This window comes from Phycicoccus sonneratiae (genome assembly GCF_016887965.1).
Classification (GTDB): domain Bacteria; phylum Actinomycetota; class Actinomycetes; order Actinomycetales; family Dermatophilaceae; genus Phycicoccus; species Phycicoccus sonneratiae.
The window spans coordinates 148702-161736 of record NZ_JAFDVD010000007.1 but is presented as its reverse complement, the minus strand read 5'-3'; the positions used below and the strand labels follow the sequence as shown (position 1 = coordinate 161736).

Here is a 13035-nt window from a genome sequence, read left to right as displayed (position 1 = left end):
GGCCCCGGGTGACGCGTGGGGCGACCCCGCGTGATCGGGCGACGTCGCGGCCTCACGGTGCGGGACCCAGCAGACCTGCTCGGGCGGCGGTGAGTGCGACGGCCGCGGCCCGGTCGCAGTCGTGGTCGGTGACCGGGGCGCTCGTCACGAGGAGGTTGAGGTACAGGGGGGCGACGAGGGTGGACAGCAGCGCCGTCGGGTCGGTGCCGGCGGGGAGCTGGCCGGCCGCGACGGCGGCGGCCACCCGGTCCGAGGCGACGGCGGCCCGTTCGGCGAAGAAGCGGCGCTTGGCGCTTTGGACGGCGGGCAGGCGCCCGGCGTCCGAGGCGAGCATCGCGACGAGGGGGCGGCCGACGGGGCCGTCGAGCCATCGGGCGAGGGCCCGGACCCCGTCACGCAGGTCGGCGTCGATGTCGCCGGTGTCCGGGATGCCGAACTCGGTGGAGGAACCCTCGAGGACCGCGTCGGTCACGAGCGCCTCGCGGTTCGACCACCGTCGGTAGACGGTCGTCTTGTGCACTCCGGCCCGTTCCGCCACGGCCTCCATGCTCAGGGACGCGTATCCCGAGTCGGCGAGGAGCTCGAGGGCGGACCGGAGGACGCCGGCCCGCACGGCGGCGCCGCGGCGTCCCGTCGCCGGTCCACGGGCCGTCATCGCAACTCACAGTTGCGTTGGCTGATCGAAGGGTGCATAGTCGGGAGCCTAACGCAACAAGGAGTTGCGATGATGGAGGAGCCGCCATGTCGCCCACCACTCGACGCCGACTGACCGGCGCGCTGGCCCTCGAGCTCCTCGCGGTGGGTGTGCTCGCCGGCGTCGGGCCGGAGTTCCCCCGCGGCGGCTCGCCCGCATCCGGCTGGGACGCACTGCTCCACGACGGGGTGGCCGCGGCGCACGCCGGCCTCGGGGTGGTGATCGCCGTCCAGGCCCTGGTGCTCCTCCTCCTGCCCCGTCCCCGGACGTTCGTCGCGCTCGCCGCCGTCGCGGCCGTCGTCGCCGCGGGGGCCGGGGCGTGGTATATCGGCGGCGGCCAGGAGGACGCACCGCTGATGGCGATGACGGTGGGGTGGGTGGTGGCCACCCTCGCCGCCCTCGTCGCGTGGGTGCAGCAGCGCAGGGACCGGGTCGCCGGGACCCCGATCGGACCCGTGGCGGGCGAGTCCCGGCACTGATCGTCGGGCGGCGGCCGCGCGCGCCTCAGGTGGTGGGCGATGACGGGTCGCCCGGGACCCGGACCGGCGCGCCCCGACGGCGCCGCCGGAGGACGACGAGGCCGGCCAGCGCCGCGCCGGCCGTGCCGAGCACCTCGTCGCCGATCGTGTCCTGGTACAGCCCGTCCGACTCGACGCCGGCCTTGAGGAAGACGTACCACTCGCCGACCTCCCAGAGGACCGCGAGCAGGGCGCCGACCCCCGCGACGGTGAGCACCGTCAACCCGGGCCGCGCCACGGACTCCCGCGTGGGGAAGACGAGCAGACCGATGCCCCACAGCAGGAGGAACCAGTTGACGAGGTGGTTGAGGTCGTCCCAGGCCTCGATGCGGTCGTAGAGGTCGAGGAAGTTGCCGAGGACGTCGACGAGGAACGGCGTCATGACGAGCGCGAACGCGCCCCACGGCGGCTCGACCCCGCGTCCGCGGTGCCGCCACCACCAGGCGAGCGGGACGGCGAGCATGAGCACCGGGTAGATGACGATCCGCGCCACGAAGCCCTTGCCGTTGAAGGACTCGAACCCCACGGTGAGGCCGACGACCATGAGCAGCACCGTGACGACCAGCACCCCGGCCGGCAGCGCCGCACCCCGCGACCACCGCATCCGCCCGCTCCCGTCCGGCGCGTCCGGTCCGCGCCCGCGTCGAACCTAGCGACACCGCGCCCCGAGGGCCACGACCGCGGACGTAGCGTGGGCGGATGCGACGTCCCGTGCCCGAGCGACCCGGACCCGGCCAGGAGTCGGTGTGGGACTACCCCCGCCCCCCGGCCGTCGACCCGAGCCCCGAGTCCGTCGAGGTCTGGCTCGGCGGCGTGCGCGTCGCCGCCTCGACCCGCACCCTGCGCGTGCTCGAGACGAGCCATCCACCGACCTACTACCTGCCGCGCGAGGACTGGGTCGACGGTGCGCTGCGCCCGGCCCCCGGGTCCTCCTTCTGCGAGTGGAAGGGCGAGGCGGCCTACCTCGACGTCGTCGGGGGAGGCGTCGTCGCACCGGGCGCCGCGTGGACCTACCCGCAGCCGACGCGCGGCTTCGAGGGCCTGCTCGACCACGTCGCCGTCATGCCCGCGGCGATGGAGCGCTGCGTCGTCGACGGCGAGGTCGTCACCCCGCAGGCCGGGGGCTTCTACGGGGGTTGGGTGACGAGCCGGGTCGTCGGCCCGTTCAAGGGCGAGCCCGGCACCTGGGGCTGGTGACGGGCAGACCCGTCCGGGGCCCTCAGTCGTCGCTGAGCGGCTTGTCCTTCGTCGCGAGCTCGGAGCGCGCCTTCTCGGCGGCCGCGGTGACCTCGTCCGGGGTGTGCGCGGAGGTCACGGCCGTCTCGGAGGTGACGTCGGTGGCGTGCGCCGGCATCCGCCAGCGGGCGGTCGAGAGGCCGGCCGAGCGGGCCCGCTCGATGGCCTGGGTGATGCACGCCTCGGCCTCCTCGCGGCCGGCCCAGTGCGCGCCCTCGACGGACTTGCCGGGCTCGAGGTCCTTGTAGGTCTCGAAGAAGTGCTGGATCTCGAGGCGCTCGAACTCGTTGATGTCCTCGAGCTCGGTGACGTGGCTGCGCCGCGGGTCACCGGCCGGGATGCAGAGGATCTTGTCGTCGCCGCCGGCCTCGTCGCGCATGTGGAACATCCCGATCGGGCGGGCGCGGACGATGCAGCCGGGGAAGGTCGGCTCGTCGAGGAGGACGAGCGCGTCGAGCGGGTCGCCGTCCTCGCCGAGCGAGTCCTCGATGTAGCCGTAGTCCGACGGGTACGACATCGCCGTGAAGAGCATCCGGTCGAGGCGGATGCGCCCGGTCTCGTGGTCGACCTCGTACTTGTTGCGGTGACCCTTGGGGATCTCGATGGTGACGTCGAACTCCACGGTGTACCGGCTCCCTCGGGGTGTGTGACCTAGGCTCGACGGACAGTCTGACGCATGAGGGGCGCGGAGCACGAAGGGAGCAGGGGTGAGACGTGTCATGGTGGCCTCCGCCGTGGCCGCCACCCTCGTCGCGGTCGGCGGCTACGCCACGGCCGACGTGCTCGACCTCGTCCCCGGCGTCCTCACCCTCGACCGGCCGGCCGGTGCGTCGACCCCCGGCGCGCGGACCCCGGCCGCCGACCTCCTGCCGACCCCCTCGACGTCCGCCGGCGTCCTCGCGGCCGACGGGTCCGACGCCCCCGTGCCCACCGCCGCCGGCCTGGCCCGCGCCGTGGCCGCCGCCTCGGGCGACCCGGACCTCAGGAAGGGCCTCGGCGTCAGCGTCCGCGACGGCGTCACCGGGGACGAGCTGTGGTCGCTGGCCGGCAGCACCCCGCGGCCCCCGGCCTCGACGGCCAAGCTCCTCGCGGCGCTGGCCGTCGCCGAGACCCTCGACCTCGGCGCCCGGGTGCCGACCACGGTCGTCGCGCCGGCCGGCTCCTCCGAGCTCGTCCTCGTCGCCCGCGGTGACATGCTGCTGGCCCCCGGCGCGGGCGACGCCACCGCCGTGGCCGGCCACGCCGGGCTCGCCGACCTCGCCGACGACGTCGCCGCCGCGCTGACCGCCGACGGCCGCACCCGCGTCGGGCTCCGGCTCGACCTCTCGTTCGCCCCGGGCCCCCGCGTCCCCCCGTCGTGGAACCCCCACGACGTCCGCGACGGCTTCGCCGGCCCGGTGCTCATGACCGGCTTGACGACGACGCGGGCCACCCCCACCCGTCCGTCCCCGGCGAGGCCGGAGGCCGTCGTGGCGAGCACCTTCGCGAAGCTGCTCGCATCACGCGGCGTCAAGGCCACCCTGCGGGACGAGAAGGGCTGGACCGCACCGGCACCCACCGCGGCCGTCGAGCTCGGGCGGGTCGAGTCCGCCACCTACGGCGAGCTGCTGTCCCTCGCCCTCGACGAGAGCGACAACTCGCTCGCCGAGAGCCTCGTGCGCCAGGCCGCGGCGACGGCGGACGCGCCCACGACCGGCGCCGGGGCCAACGCCGCGTTCATCCGGGGGCGGCTCGAGGCCGCCGGGGTGCCGACGACCGGCCTCGTCCTGCGCGACGCCAGCGGCCTGAGCCCCGGCCAGGCGGTGGCTCCGGCCACGCTCTCGGGCGTGCTGGGGCTGGCCGTCCGCGGCGAGCCCGAGCAGTTCCGCGACGTCGTGGCCCGGCTGCCGGTCTCCGGGCTCTCCGGCACCCTGCGCGGGCGGTTCGCGGCGAAGGCCACGCGCGACGTCCTCGGGGTCCCGCGGGCCAAGACCGGCACGCTGCGGGCGGGGTCGGCGCTCGCCGGCACGACGGTCGACGCCGACGGCCGGCCGCTCACCTTCGTCGTGCAGGTCAACGGGTTCCCGCGCACCTACGACGGCACGCTGCGGGCCCGGGCCGCCCTCGACCGCGTCGTCGCCGCGATCACCCGGTGCGGTTGCGGCGCCGCGGCGTCCGGGTCCGGATGAGAGGCTGACCCCGTGGGATACGTCGACTGGGAGTTCGCGAAGACGACGGGACGCACGCTCGTCCCGGCCGGGCCGGTGGTCTCGCCCGCCGAGGCGCGGGCGGAGGTCGAGGCCATCCGCTCCGCCGCCCGGGCCGCGCGCGAGCCGGTCGCCGAGACCGCCCGGATGCACACGCCGCCGGACGCCCCCGACGCTCTCGTCGTCGACCGCGCCACCTGGATCGCCGTCAACGCCGACTCGATGTCGGCCCTGCTCGACCCCGCCGTCGACGCCATCGTCGAGAAGCGCGGCGTCGTCCCCGGCGCGGCCGCCCAGGTCGTCGGCGGCAAGGTCACCGGCGCCGAGGCCGGAGCGCTGCTGGCCTTCATGGCGAGCAAGGTGCTCGGGCAGTACGACATCGCCCCCGACGGCACGCCCAGCCTGCTCCTCGTCGCCCCGAACCTCATGGCCACCGCGCGCGAGCTCGACGTCGACCCCGCCGACTTCCGCGCCTGGGTGTGCATGCACGAGGAGACCCACCGCGTTCAGTTCACCGCCAACCCGTGGCTGCGCGAGCACCTCGTCGCCGAGGCCCGGCACCTCGCCATCGACCTCGCCCCGGACCAGGAGCGGCTCCAGGAGATCGCCTCGCGCGTCACCGAGCGGCTCCCGGAGCTGTTCTCCGAGGGCGGCACCGGGCTCGCCGAGCTCTTCGCCACGCCCGAGCAGCGCGAGCAGCTCGCGCGGCTCACCGCCGTCATGTCCCTCCTCGAGGGGCACGCCGACGTCGTCATGGACGACGTGGGGCCGGCGCACATCCCCTCGGTCGCCGAGATCCGGCGCAAGTTCACCGAGCGGCGCAAGGGCGCGGGGGCCCCGGACCGGCTGCTGCGCCGGCTGCTCGGGCTCGAGGCCAAGATGCGCCAATACCGCGACGGCGCGGCGTTCGTCCGTGGTGTGCAGGCCGAGGTCGGGGTCGAGGGGTTCAACGCCGTGTGGACCTCGCCGGAGACCCTCCCGATGCCGCAGGAGATCGCCGACCCGACCGCCTGGGTCCGCCGCGTCCACGCCTGACCCGATGGGCACCCGCGCGTGGGGGCGGCCGCACCCGGCCGTCGCCGCCGTGCGGTCGGCCGTGCGCGCCGTCCTCGCCGAGTGCGACCCCGGTGACCTCGTCCTCGTCGCCTGCAGCGGGGGAGCGGACTCCACCGCCCTCGCCGACGCCGCCCGGTTCGAGGGCGAGCGCATCGGGCTGCGGGTCGGGGCGGTCGTCGTCGACCACGGCCTGCAGCCCGGCTCCCGCGAGGTCGCCGAGGAGGCCGGCGCCCGGGTGCGCGCGCTCGGCCTCGACCCCGTCGGCGTCACCTCGACGTGGGTCATGGCCGACGGCCCCGACGGCCTCGAGGCGATGGCCCGCGCCTCCCGCTACCGGGTCCTCGACGCCGCCGCCGAAGACCTCGGCGCCCGGCTCGTCCTCCTCGGCCACACCCGCGACGACCAGGCCGAACAGGTGCTCCTTGGGCTGGCGCGCGGCTCCGGGGCCCGCTCCCTCGCCGGGATGCCGGCCGCCCGGGGCCGCTACCGCCGCCCGCTGCTGGGCGTCACGCGCGAGCAGACCCGGGCCGCCTGCACCGCCGAGGGCGTCACGTGGTGGGACGACCCGATGAACGACGACCCGGCCGTCACCCGTGTCCGCGCCCGCCGCGCGCTCGCCGACCTCGAGGCCGACCTCGGCCCCGGCCTGGCCGCGGCCCTGGCCCGCAGCGCCGACCAGCTGCGCGAGGACGCCGACCACCTCGACGCCCTCGCCGACGCCGCCGTCGCCGCCCTCGGCAGCAGCCCGTGGCCGGTCGACGCCCTCGCCGACCTCCCGCGACCGGTCCGCACCCGCACCTGGCGCCGCCTCGCCGTCGCCGCCGGGTGCCCCGCCGGGCAGCTGTCGAGCCGGCACACCGACGCCTGCGACCGGCTGCTCACCCACTGGCGCGGGCAGGGCCCCGTGCACCTGCCGGGTGGTCTGCGCGCCACCCGGTCCGACGGTCGGGTGTCCATCGCCCCCGCCGCTCGGGTTGAATAGCCCCGACCGCCCGCCCACCCCGACCCGGGAGCCGCAGTGGACGCCGCCCACATGGGAGCAGACCTCGAACGAGTCCTCGTCACCGAGGAGGAGATCCACGCCAAGCTCGACGAGCTGGCCCAGTTCATCGCCACCGAGTACGAGGGCAAGGACCTCCTGCTCGTCGGCGTCCTCAAGGGGGCGGTCATGGTGATGGCCGACCTGATGCGCGCCCTGCCCCGCAGCGTCCCCGTCGACTGGATGGCCGTCTCGTCCTACGGGTCGGGCACCAAGTCCAGCGGCGTCGTGCGCATCCTCAAGGACCTCGACACCGACATCACCGGCCGGCACGTGCTGATCGTCGAGGACATCATCGACTCCGGGCTCACCCTCAGCTGGATCCGCTCCAACCTCGAGTCCCGCAGCCCGGCCTCGGTCGAGATCTGCACGCTCCTGCGCAAGCCGGACGCCGCCAAGGTCGAGGTCGACGTCCAGTGGGTCGGCTTCGACATCCCCAACGAGTTCGTCGTCGGCTACGGCCTCGACTACGCCGAGGACTACCGCGGGCTGCGGGTCGTCGGCACGCTCGCGCCACACGTCTACAGCTGAGCCGTCCGGCCGGGATTTCCCGGCGGAACACGAGCACCGACGGGCTCGTTGCTAGCGTGTACGGGTCCCGCCGGAGCTCTCCGCGGGGCGAGAAGACGACGAGCAGGAGGGTGGGGCCACGGCCCCGCGACCAGATGGACTTCAAACGCATTCTCCGGGCGCCGGTGTTCTGGGTGCTCGCCGCCCTCGTGCTCCTGCTGCTCGTGTTCACCGTCGGCGGCAACGGCGGCTACACGACCATCACGACGGCCCAGGCCGAGAAGCTCATCACCGACAAGAAGGTCGACAAGGCGGTGATGACCACCGACAACGTCATCAGCCTCGACCTCAAGTCCGGCCAGTCCTTCTCCGACCCCGACGCGAAGATCTCGGGCGCCACGAAGGTGCGTGCCGAGTACGTCGACGCCCGCGCCGAGCAGCTCATCACCGAGCTCAAGAGCTCGCTGCCCGACGGCTACGACGACAAGGTCGAGGGCGACAGCGCGTTCTGGACCCTCTTCATCTCCTTCTTCCCGGTGCTGCTGCTCGTCGGCCTCTTCTGGTTCCTCATGAGCCAGGCCCAGGGCGGCGGCTCGCGGGTCATGCAGTTCGGCAAGTCCCGCGCCAAGCTCGCGAGCAAGGACACCCCGAAGGTCACCTTCGCCGACGTCGCGGGCGCCGACGAGGCCGTCGAGGAGCTCCACGAGATCGTCGAGTTCCTCCGCGAGCCGGCCAAGTTCCTCGCCGTCGGGGCGAAGATCCCCAAGGGCGTCCTGCTCTACGGCCAGCCCGGTACCGGCAAGACCCTCCTCGCCCGCGCCGTCGCCGGCGAGGCCGGCGTGCCGTTCTACTCGATCTCCGGCTCGGACTTCGTCGAGATGTTCGTCGGCGTCGGCGCCAGCCGGGTCCGCGACCTCTTCGAGCAGGCCAAGGCCAACGCGCCGGCCATCGTCTTCGTCGACGAGATCGACGCCGTCGGCCGGCACCGCGGCGCCGGCCTCGGGGGTGGTCACGACGAGCGCGAGCAGACCCTCAACCAGCTGCTCGTCGAGATGGACGGCTTCGACGTCAAGACCAACGTCATCCTCATCGCGGCCACGAACCGGCCCGACATCCTCGACCCCGCCCTGCTGCGCCCGGGCCGCTTCGACCGCCAGATCGCCGTCGAGAACCCGGACATGATCGGGCGGCACAAGATCCTCCAGGTGCACGCGCAGGGCAAGCCGATGGCCTCCGACGTCGACCTGCTCGCTGTCGCCCGCCGCACGCCCGGGATGACCGGTGCCGACCTCGCGAACGTCCTCAACGAGGCCGCGCTGCTCACCGCGCGCACGAACAAGAAGCTCATCGACGACGAGGTGCTCGACGAGGCCATCGACCGCGTCATCGCGGGCCCGCAGAAGCGCACGCGCATCATGTCGGCCAAGGAGCGCAAGATCACGGCCTACCACGAGGGCGGTCACGCCCTCGTCGCGGCGGGGATGAACAACCTCGACCCCGTCACGAAGGTCACGATCCTGCCGCGCGGCCGGGCCCTCGGCTACACGATGGTCATGCCGGTCGACGACAAGTACTCGACGACCCGCAACGAGATCCTCGACCAGCTGGCGTACGCGCTCGGCGGCCGGGTCGCGGAGGAGATCATCTTCCACGACCCCACCACGGGCGCCGCGAACGACATCGAGAAGGCCACCGCGATGGCCCGCAAGATGGTCACCGAGTTCGGCATGTCCGAGCGGGTCGGGGCGATCAAGCTCGGCCAGAGCCAGGGCGAGCCGTTCCTCGGGCGCGACATGGGCCACCAGCGCGACTACTCCGAGCAGGTCGCCGCGGTCGTCGACGAGGAGGTCCGCAAGCTCATCGACTCCGCGCACGACGAGGCGTGGCACGTCGTCAACGACAACCGGCACATCCTCGACGCGCTCGTCCTCGAGCTGCTCGAGAAGGAGACCCTCAACGCGGCCGAGCTCGCCGAGATGTTCAAGGACATCCACAAGCGTCCGGTCCGGCCGCTGTGGCTCTCCAGCGAGCACCGCACGCTCTCCGACATCCCGCCGGTCCTCACCCCGGCCGAGGAGGCCGCGCTCGCCGGTCGCACGAACGGGTCGGGTGCCCCCGCGGGGGCCGCGGTGACCCCGGGCGACCCGGCCACCGAGGCGGCCATCGACGCGCGGGCCCAGGACGGTGCACGGCGCGAGCACGACGAGCACCCGCCGACCGAGGTCATCGAGGTGCCCGAGGGTGGTCGTGTCGAGCCCTGAGCCCGACGTCGCCCCCGCGACGACCCGCCCCCCGGTCGACGTCCCGCGGGCCGAGGCGGCCGTGCGCGAGTTCCTCCTCGCGATCGGCGAGGACCCCGAGCGCGAGGGGCTGCTCGACACCCCGAAGCGGGTGGCCAAGGCCGCCCACGAGCTCTACGCGGGGCTCTGGCAGGACCCCGCCGAGGTGCTGTCGGCGACCTTCCCGATCGAGCACGAGGAGCTCGTCATCGTCCGGGACATCCCGATGTACTCGACGTGCGAGCACCACCTCCTGCCCTTCCACGGGGTCGCGCACATCGGGTACATCCCCGGTGAGGACGGCCGGGTGACCGGGCTGTCCAAGCTCGGCCGGCTCGTCGAGGTCTTCGCCCGGCGCCCGCAGGTCCAGGAGCAGATCACGACCCAGGTCGCCGACGCGCTCGTCGAGCACCTCGGGGCCCAGGGCGTCATCGTCGTCGTCGAGGCCGAGCACCTGTGCATGTCCATGCGCGGGGTCCAGAAGCCCGGCTCGCGCACCATCACCTCCGCCGTGCGCGGCCAGCTCCGCGACCCGGCCACCCGGGCGGAGGCGATGTCGCTCCTGCTCGGCGGGAAGCGGTGACCACGACCGGGGAGCTCCCCACCGGGCGGCCGGGACGCCCGGTCGTCATGGGCGTCGTCAACGTCACGCCCGACTCCTTCAGCGACGGCGGCGCGTGGTTCCAGCCCGAGGACGCCCTCGCCCACGGCCGGCTGCTGCGCGAGCAGGGGGCCGACGTGCTCGACGTCGGCGGCGAGTCGACCCGTCCGGGTGCCGAGCGACCGTCCGAGGCCGAGGAGCTGCGCCGGGTGCTCCCGGTCGTCGAGGGGCTCTCGACCGACGGACCGGTCTCCATCGACACCATGCGCGCGTCCGTGGCGGCCGCCGCACTCGACGCCGGTGCCACCCTCGTCAACGACGTCTCCGGTGGGCTCGCCGACCCCGACATGGCGGCCCTCGTCGCCGAGCGCGGCGTGCCGTACGTCGCGATGCACTGGCGCGGCCACAGCCTCGGGATGCAGGATCGGGCGCACTACGACGACGTCGTCGCCGACGTCTGCCGCGAGCTCGGCGAGCGGGTCGAGGCGCTGCTCGGGGCGGGGATCGCACCCGAACGGCTCGTCCTCGACCCCGGGTTCGGCTTCGCCAAGCTCGCCCACCACAACTGGGCGCTGCTGCGCGACCTCGAGGCCGTGCTGGCCCTCGGCTTCCCGGTCCTCGTCGGCACCTCGCGCAAGAAGTTCCTTGGGCTCGTCGGGCGCGAGGGCGCCGAGGAGCGCACGCCGCTGGACCGCGACGTCGCCACTGCCGTCACCACGGCACACGCCGCGGTCCACGGCGCGTGGGGGGTGCGCGTCCACGACGTCGTCGCCGCCGTCGACGCGCTCGACGTCGCCGCCGAGCTCGTCCCCCGGGACCCGCGATGAGCCCGGCCGGCACCGCCCGCGACCGCATCGTCCTGCGCGGCGTGCGGGGTCGCGGCTTCCACGGCGTCTTCGAGCACGAGAAGCGGGACGGGCAGGACTTCGTCGTCGACGTCGAGCTCGCCGTCGACCTCGCCGCGCCCGGCGACTCGGACGACCTCGCCGACACGGTGAACTACGGGGAGATCGGTGCGGCCGTGCTGGCCCGCATCGAGGGCGAGCCGTTCGACCTCATCGAGCGGCTGGCCGACGTCATCGCGTCGGACGCGTTGTCGCACAGCGCCGTCGACGAGGTCACGGTCACCGTGCACAAGCCGCAGGCGCCGGTCGGGGTCGCGTTCGAGGACGTCGAGGTGCGGGTCGTGCGGCGTCGTCCGCCGGTCGCGGCCGTGGTCGCCGTGGGGGCCAACCTCCCGTGGGGCGAGAGCTCGCCCGCCGAGACGCTCGCGGGTGCGGTCGAGGCGCTGAGCCACCACCCCGCGCTGTCCGTCGTCGCGCGCTCCGCGGTCGTCGAGTCCGACCCCGTCGGGGGCCCGGCCGGCCAGCCGGTGTACGTCAACGCCGTCGCGCTCGTGCGCACCTCGCTGTCTCCGGTCTCGCTGCTGCGCGAGCTGCACGCCGTCGAGGCCGCCTTCGACCGGGTGCGCGAGGTCCGGTGGGGTGCTCGCACCCTCGACCTCGACCTCGTGCAGTACGGCGAGCCGTCCGCGGGCACGGACGTGGTGTCCGCCCGGCCGCACCTCACCCTGCCGCACCCGCGGGCCCACGAGCGGGCCTTCGTGCTCGCGCCGTGGCTCGACGCCGACCCGGCGGCGGTGCTGCGGGTCGGGGACGAGCTCGTCCCGGTCGCCGACCTGCTCGCGGCCACCGACACCTCCGGCGTGCGCCGCCTCCCTCCGACCGACAAGGACCTCCGTTGAGCCGCACCGGGATCCGCATCAGGACGCTCATCGGCGTCGCGGTCGCCACGACCGTCCTCGGCTTCCTCGTGGCGATGGTCGTCACGCGCGACGGCACGCTCCTCCAGCGGCCGCCGTGGGTCGCCGGGCTGCTGCTCGTCGTCATGGGCGGGCTCGTGCTCTGGCTGGCCCGGCCGGTGCGTCACCACCTGCGCAGCGGCCGGCGGACCTCCATCGACGCGCTGCGGGCCGCCCGCACCGTGGTGCTGGCCCAGGCGGGCGCCCTCACCGGTGCCGCCGCCGCGGGCTGGTACCTCGGGCAGGTGCTCGCGCTGCTCGGGGACCTCTCGCTCGTCGCCAACCGTGAGCGGCTGCTGCCCTTCGGGCTGATGACGCTCGCGTCGCTGGCCCTCGCCGGGGCCGGCCTGCTGGCCCAGGCGTGGTGCCGCATCGACGAGGGCGACGACGACCGCCCCGACGACGACCGACCCGCCTGAGGCGGGCGGGGGCTCAGGCGAGGTCGGCCCAGAGGACCCAGTTGCCCTCGTAGTGGCCGCTCTCCAAGGGGGTGGTGGGGTCGCAGGTGATGAGCCGCAGCAGCGGCCGGGGGTTGCCGGCGTCCCAGATGGAGTCGTCCTCGGGCGTCTGCGTCTTCGGCATCCCGGCCGAGCGCTCGACGACGAAGTGCACGACGTCGCCGGAGTCGTAGCGCACGGTGACGCGGTCGCCCCGCCGGGCCCGCGGCAGGAGCCGGAAGACGTCGGCACCGCTCGAGGGCGTGCCGACGTGCCCGGCGAGGATCGAGGCCCCGGGGTAGCCGGGCCGGGGCCATCCCTCCTCGTCGTACCAGCCGACCACGCCGCCGGGCGGCGAGAGGATGCCGCGGTCGTCGAGGCCGACCGGACGCACCGGGGCGTCGACGATCGTCTCGCCGTCGGCCCGCACGAGGACCACGTGGTCGGGTCGACCCTTCGGGTTCTTCGCCGCACGCTGGGTGGCGGTCGTCGTCGGGACCGGGGTGCTCGACGGCGTCGGCACCGGGGGCGGCGAAGGCGGTGTGGGTGTGGCCGTCCCGGGGGTCGTCGTGGCGGCGGGGCGGCCGTCGGAGCAGGCGGCGAGGTACCCGAGGGCGAGCGAGCCCGCCGCCGCGAGGACCGCGCGGCGCGAGCCCTCCGGACGCGGGGTGGGCACGG

At 74.6% G+C, this 13035-nt stretch carries 15 protein-coding genes; 11 read left to right on the top strand and 4 right to left on the bottom strand.

What is annotated here, in order from left to right:
- Window positions 1-52: 52 nt before the first annotated feature.
- Window positions 53-655, bottom strand: coding sequence for a TetR/AcrR family transcriptional regulator (locus JQN70_RS06250; protein WP_204130459.1), 603 nt, complete (start codon window positions 653-655; stop codon window positions 53-55).
- An 86-nt stretch (window positions 656-741) separates the two neighbouring features.
- Between JQN70_RS06250 and JQN70_RS06245 the strand changes: the two genes are divergently transcribed.
- Window positions 742-1173, top strand: coding sequence for a hypothetical protein (locus JQN70_RS06245; protein ID WP_204130458.1), 432 nt, complete (start codon window positions 742-744; stop codon window positions 1171-1173).
- A 25-nt stretch (window positions 1174-1198) separates the two neighbouring features.
- On the opposite strand, the gene JQN70_RS06240 is transcribed toward JQN70_RS06245, so the two are convergent.
- The gene (locus JQN70_RS06240) at window positions 1199-1816 is read right to left on the bottom strand and encodes a DUF2238 domain-containing protein (RefSeq protein ID WP_204130457.1); all 618 of its coding nucleotides are present in this window, start codon (window positions 1814-1816) and stop codon (window positions 1199-1201) included.
- 95 nt (window positions 1817-1911) lie between these two features.
- Between JQN70_RS06240 and JQN70_RS06235 the strand changes: the two genes are divergently transcribed.
- Window positions 1912-2409, top strand: a complete 498-nt coding sequence (locus tag JQN70_RS06235) for a DUF427 domain-containing protein (protein ID WP_204130456.1) — start codon at window positions 1912-1914, stop codon at window positions 2407-2409.
- A 22-nt stretch (window positions 2410-2431) separates the two neighbouring features.
- On the opposite strand, the gene JQN70_RS06230 is transcribed toward JQN70_RS06235, so the two are convergent.
- Entirely contained in the window at window positions 2432-3070 is a 639-nt protein-coding gene (locus tag JQN70_RS06230) for an inorganic diphosphatase (RefSeq protein ID WP_204130455.1), read from the bottom strand.
- 85 nt (window positions 3071-3155) lie between these two features.
- On the opposite strand from JQN70_RS06230, the gene JQN70_RS06225 reads away from it, so the two are divergent.
- From JQN70_RS06225 to JQN70_RS06185, 9 genes are all read left to right on the top strand, one after another.
- Complete coding sequence (locus tag JQN70_RS06225; protein WP_204130454.1) at window positions 3156-4616, top strand: D-alanyl-D-alanine carboxypeptidase; 1461 nt, start codon at window positions 3156-3158, stop codon at window positions 4614-4616.
- A gap of 12 nt (window positions 4617-4628) precedes the next feature.
- Complete coding sequence (locus JQN70_RS06220) at window positions 4629-5669, top strand: zinc-dependent metalloprotease (protein WP_204130453.1); 1041 nt, start codon at window positions 4629-4631, stop codon at window positions 5667-5669.
- Between the two features lie 4 nt (window positions 5670-5673).
- Window positions 5674-6672, top strand: a complete 999-nt coding sequence (gene tilS / locus JQN70_RS06215; protein WP_204130452.1) for a tRNA lysidine(34) synthetase TilS — start codon at window positions 5674-5676, stop codon at window positions 6670-6672.
- Between the two features lie 36 nt (window positions 6673-6708).
- Window positions 6709-7260, top strand: a complete 552-nt coding sequence (gene hpt, locus JQN70_RS06210) for a hypoxanthine phosphoribosyltransferase (protein ID WP_204130451.1) — start codon at window positions 6709-6711, stop codon at window positions 7258-7260.
- Window positions 7261-7394: 134 nt separating this feature from the next.
- Window positions 7395-9500 (top strand): ATP-dependent zinc metalloprotease FtsH, encoded by a 2106-nt coding sequence (gene ftsH / locus JQN70_RS06205; RefSeq protein ID WP_204130658.1) that lies wholly within the window; start codon window positions 7395-7397, stop codon window positions 9498-9500.
- Window positions 9487-10101 carry a GTP cyclohydrolase I FolE gene (gene folE, locus JQN70_RS06200; RefSeq protein ID WP_307835846.1) on the top strand — a complete coding sequence of 205 codons (615 nt, stop codon included), beginning with the start codon at window positions 9487-9489 and terminating at the stop codon, window positions 10099-10101. Before ftsH ends, folE begins: the two co-directional genes overlap by 14 nt.
- Window positions 10102-10148: 47 nt before the next feature.
- The gene (gene folP, locus JQN70_RS06195; RefSeq protein WP_204130657.1) at window positions 10149-10946 is read left to right on the top strand and encodes a dihydropteroate synthase; all 798 of its coding nucleotides are present in this window, start codon (window positions 10149-10151) and stop codon (window positions 10944-10946) included.
- A complete protein-coding gene (gene folK, locus JQN70_RS06190; protein WP_204130449.1) occupies window positions 10943-11863 on the top strand; it encodes a 2-amino-4-hydroxy-6-hydroxymethyldihydropteridine diphosphokinase in 921 nt (306 codons plus the stop codon). Before folP ends, folK begins: the two co-directional genes overlap by 4 nt.
- Complete coding sequence (locus JQN70_RS06185) at window positions 11860-12339, top strand: DUF3180 domain-containing protein (RefSeq protein WP_204130448.1); 480 nt, start codon at window positions 11860-11862, stop codon at window positions 12337-12339. Before folK ends, JQN70_RS06185 begins: the two co-directional genes overlap by 4 nt.
- A 13-nt stretch (window positions 12340-12352) precedes the next feature.
- On the opposite strand, the gene JQN70_RS06180 is transcribed toward JQN70_RS06185, so the two are convergent.
- Window positions 12353-13033 carry a class F sortase gene (locus JQN70_RS06180; RefSeq protein ID WP_204130447.1) on the bottom strand — a complete coding sequence of 227 codons (681 nt, stop codon included), beginning with the start codon at window positions 13031-13033 and terminating at the stop codon, window positions 12353-12355.
- Window positions 13034-13035 lie beyond the last annotated feature (2 nt).

Bases quoted from the DNA above. Each gene is read 5' to 3' on its own strand.
- JQN70_RS06250 (WP_204130459.1), bottom strand. From the start codon at position 655: ATGACGGCCCGTGGACCGGCGACGGGACGCCGCGGCGCCGCCGTGCGG.
- JQN70_RS06245 (WP_204130458.1), top strand. From the start codon at position 742: ATGTCGCCCACCACTCGACGCCGACTGACCGGCGCGCTGGCCCTCGAG.
- JQN70_RS06240 (WP_204130457.1), bottom strand. From the start codon at position 1,816: ATGCGGTGGTCGCGGGGTGCGGCGCTGCCGGCCGGGGTGCTGGTCGTC.
- JQN70_RS06235 (WP_204130456.1), top strand. From the start codon at position 1,912: ATGCGACGTCCCGTGCCCGAGCGACCCGGACCCGGCCAGGAGTCGGTG.
- tilS (WP_204130452.1), top strand. From the start codon at position 5,674: ATGGGCACCCGCGCGTGGGGGCGGCCGCACCCGGCCGTCGCCGCCGTG.
- ftsH (WP_204130658.1), top strand. From the start codon at position 7,395: ATGGACTTCAAACGCATTCTCCGGGCGCCGGTGTTCTGGGTGCTCGCC.
- folP (WP_204130657.1), top strand. From the start codon at position 10,149: ATGGGCGTCGTCAACGTCACGCCCGACTCCTTCAGCGACGGCGGCGCG.
- folK (WP_204130449.1), top strand. From the start codon at position 10,943: ATGAGCCCGGCCGGCACCGCCCGCGACCGCATCGTCCTGCGCGGCGTG.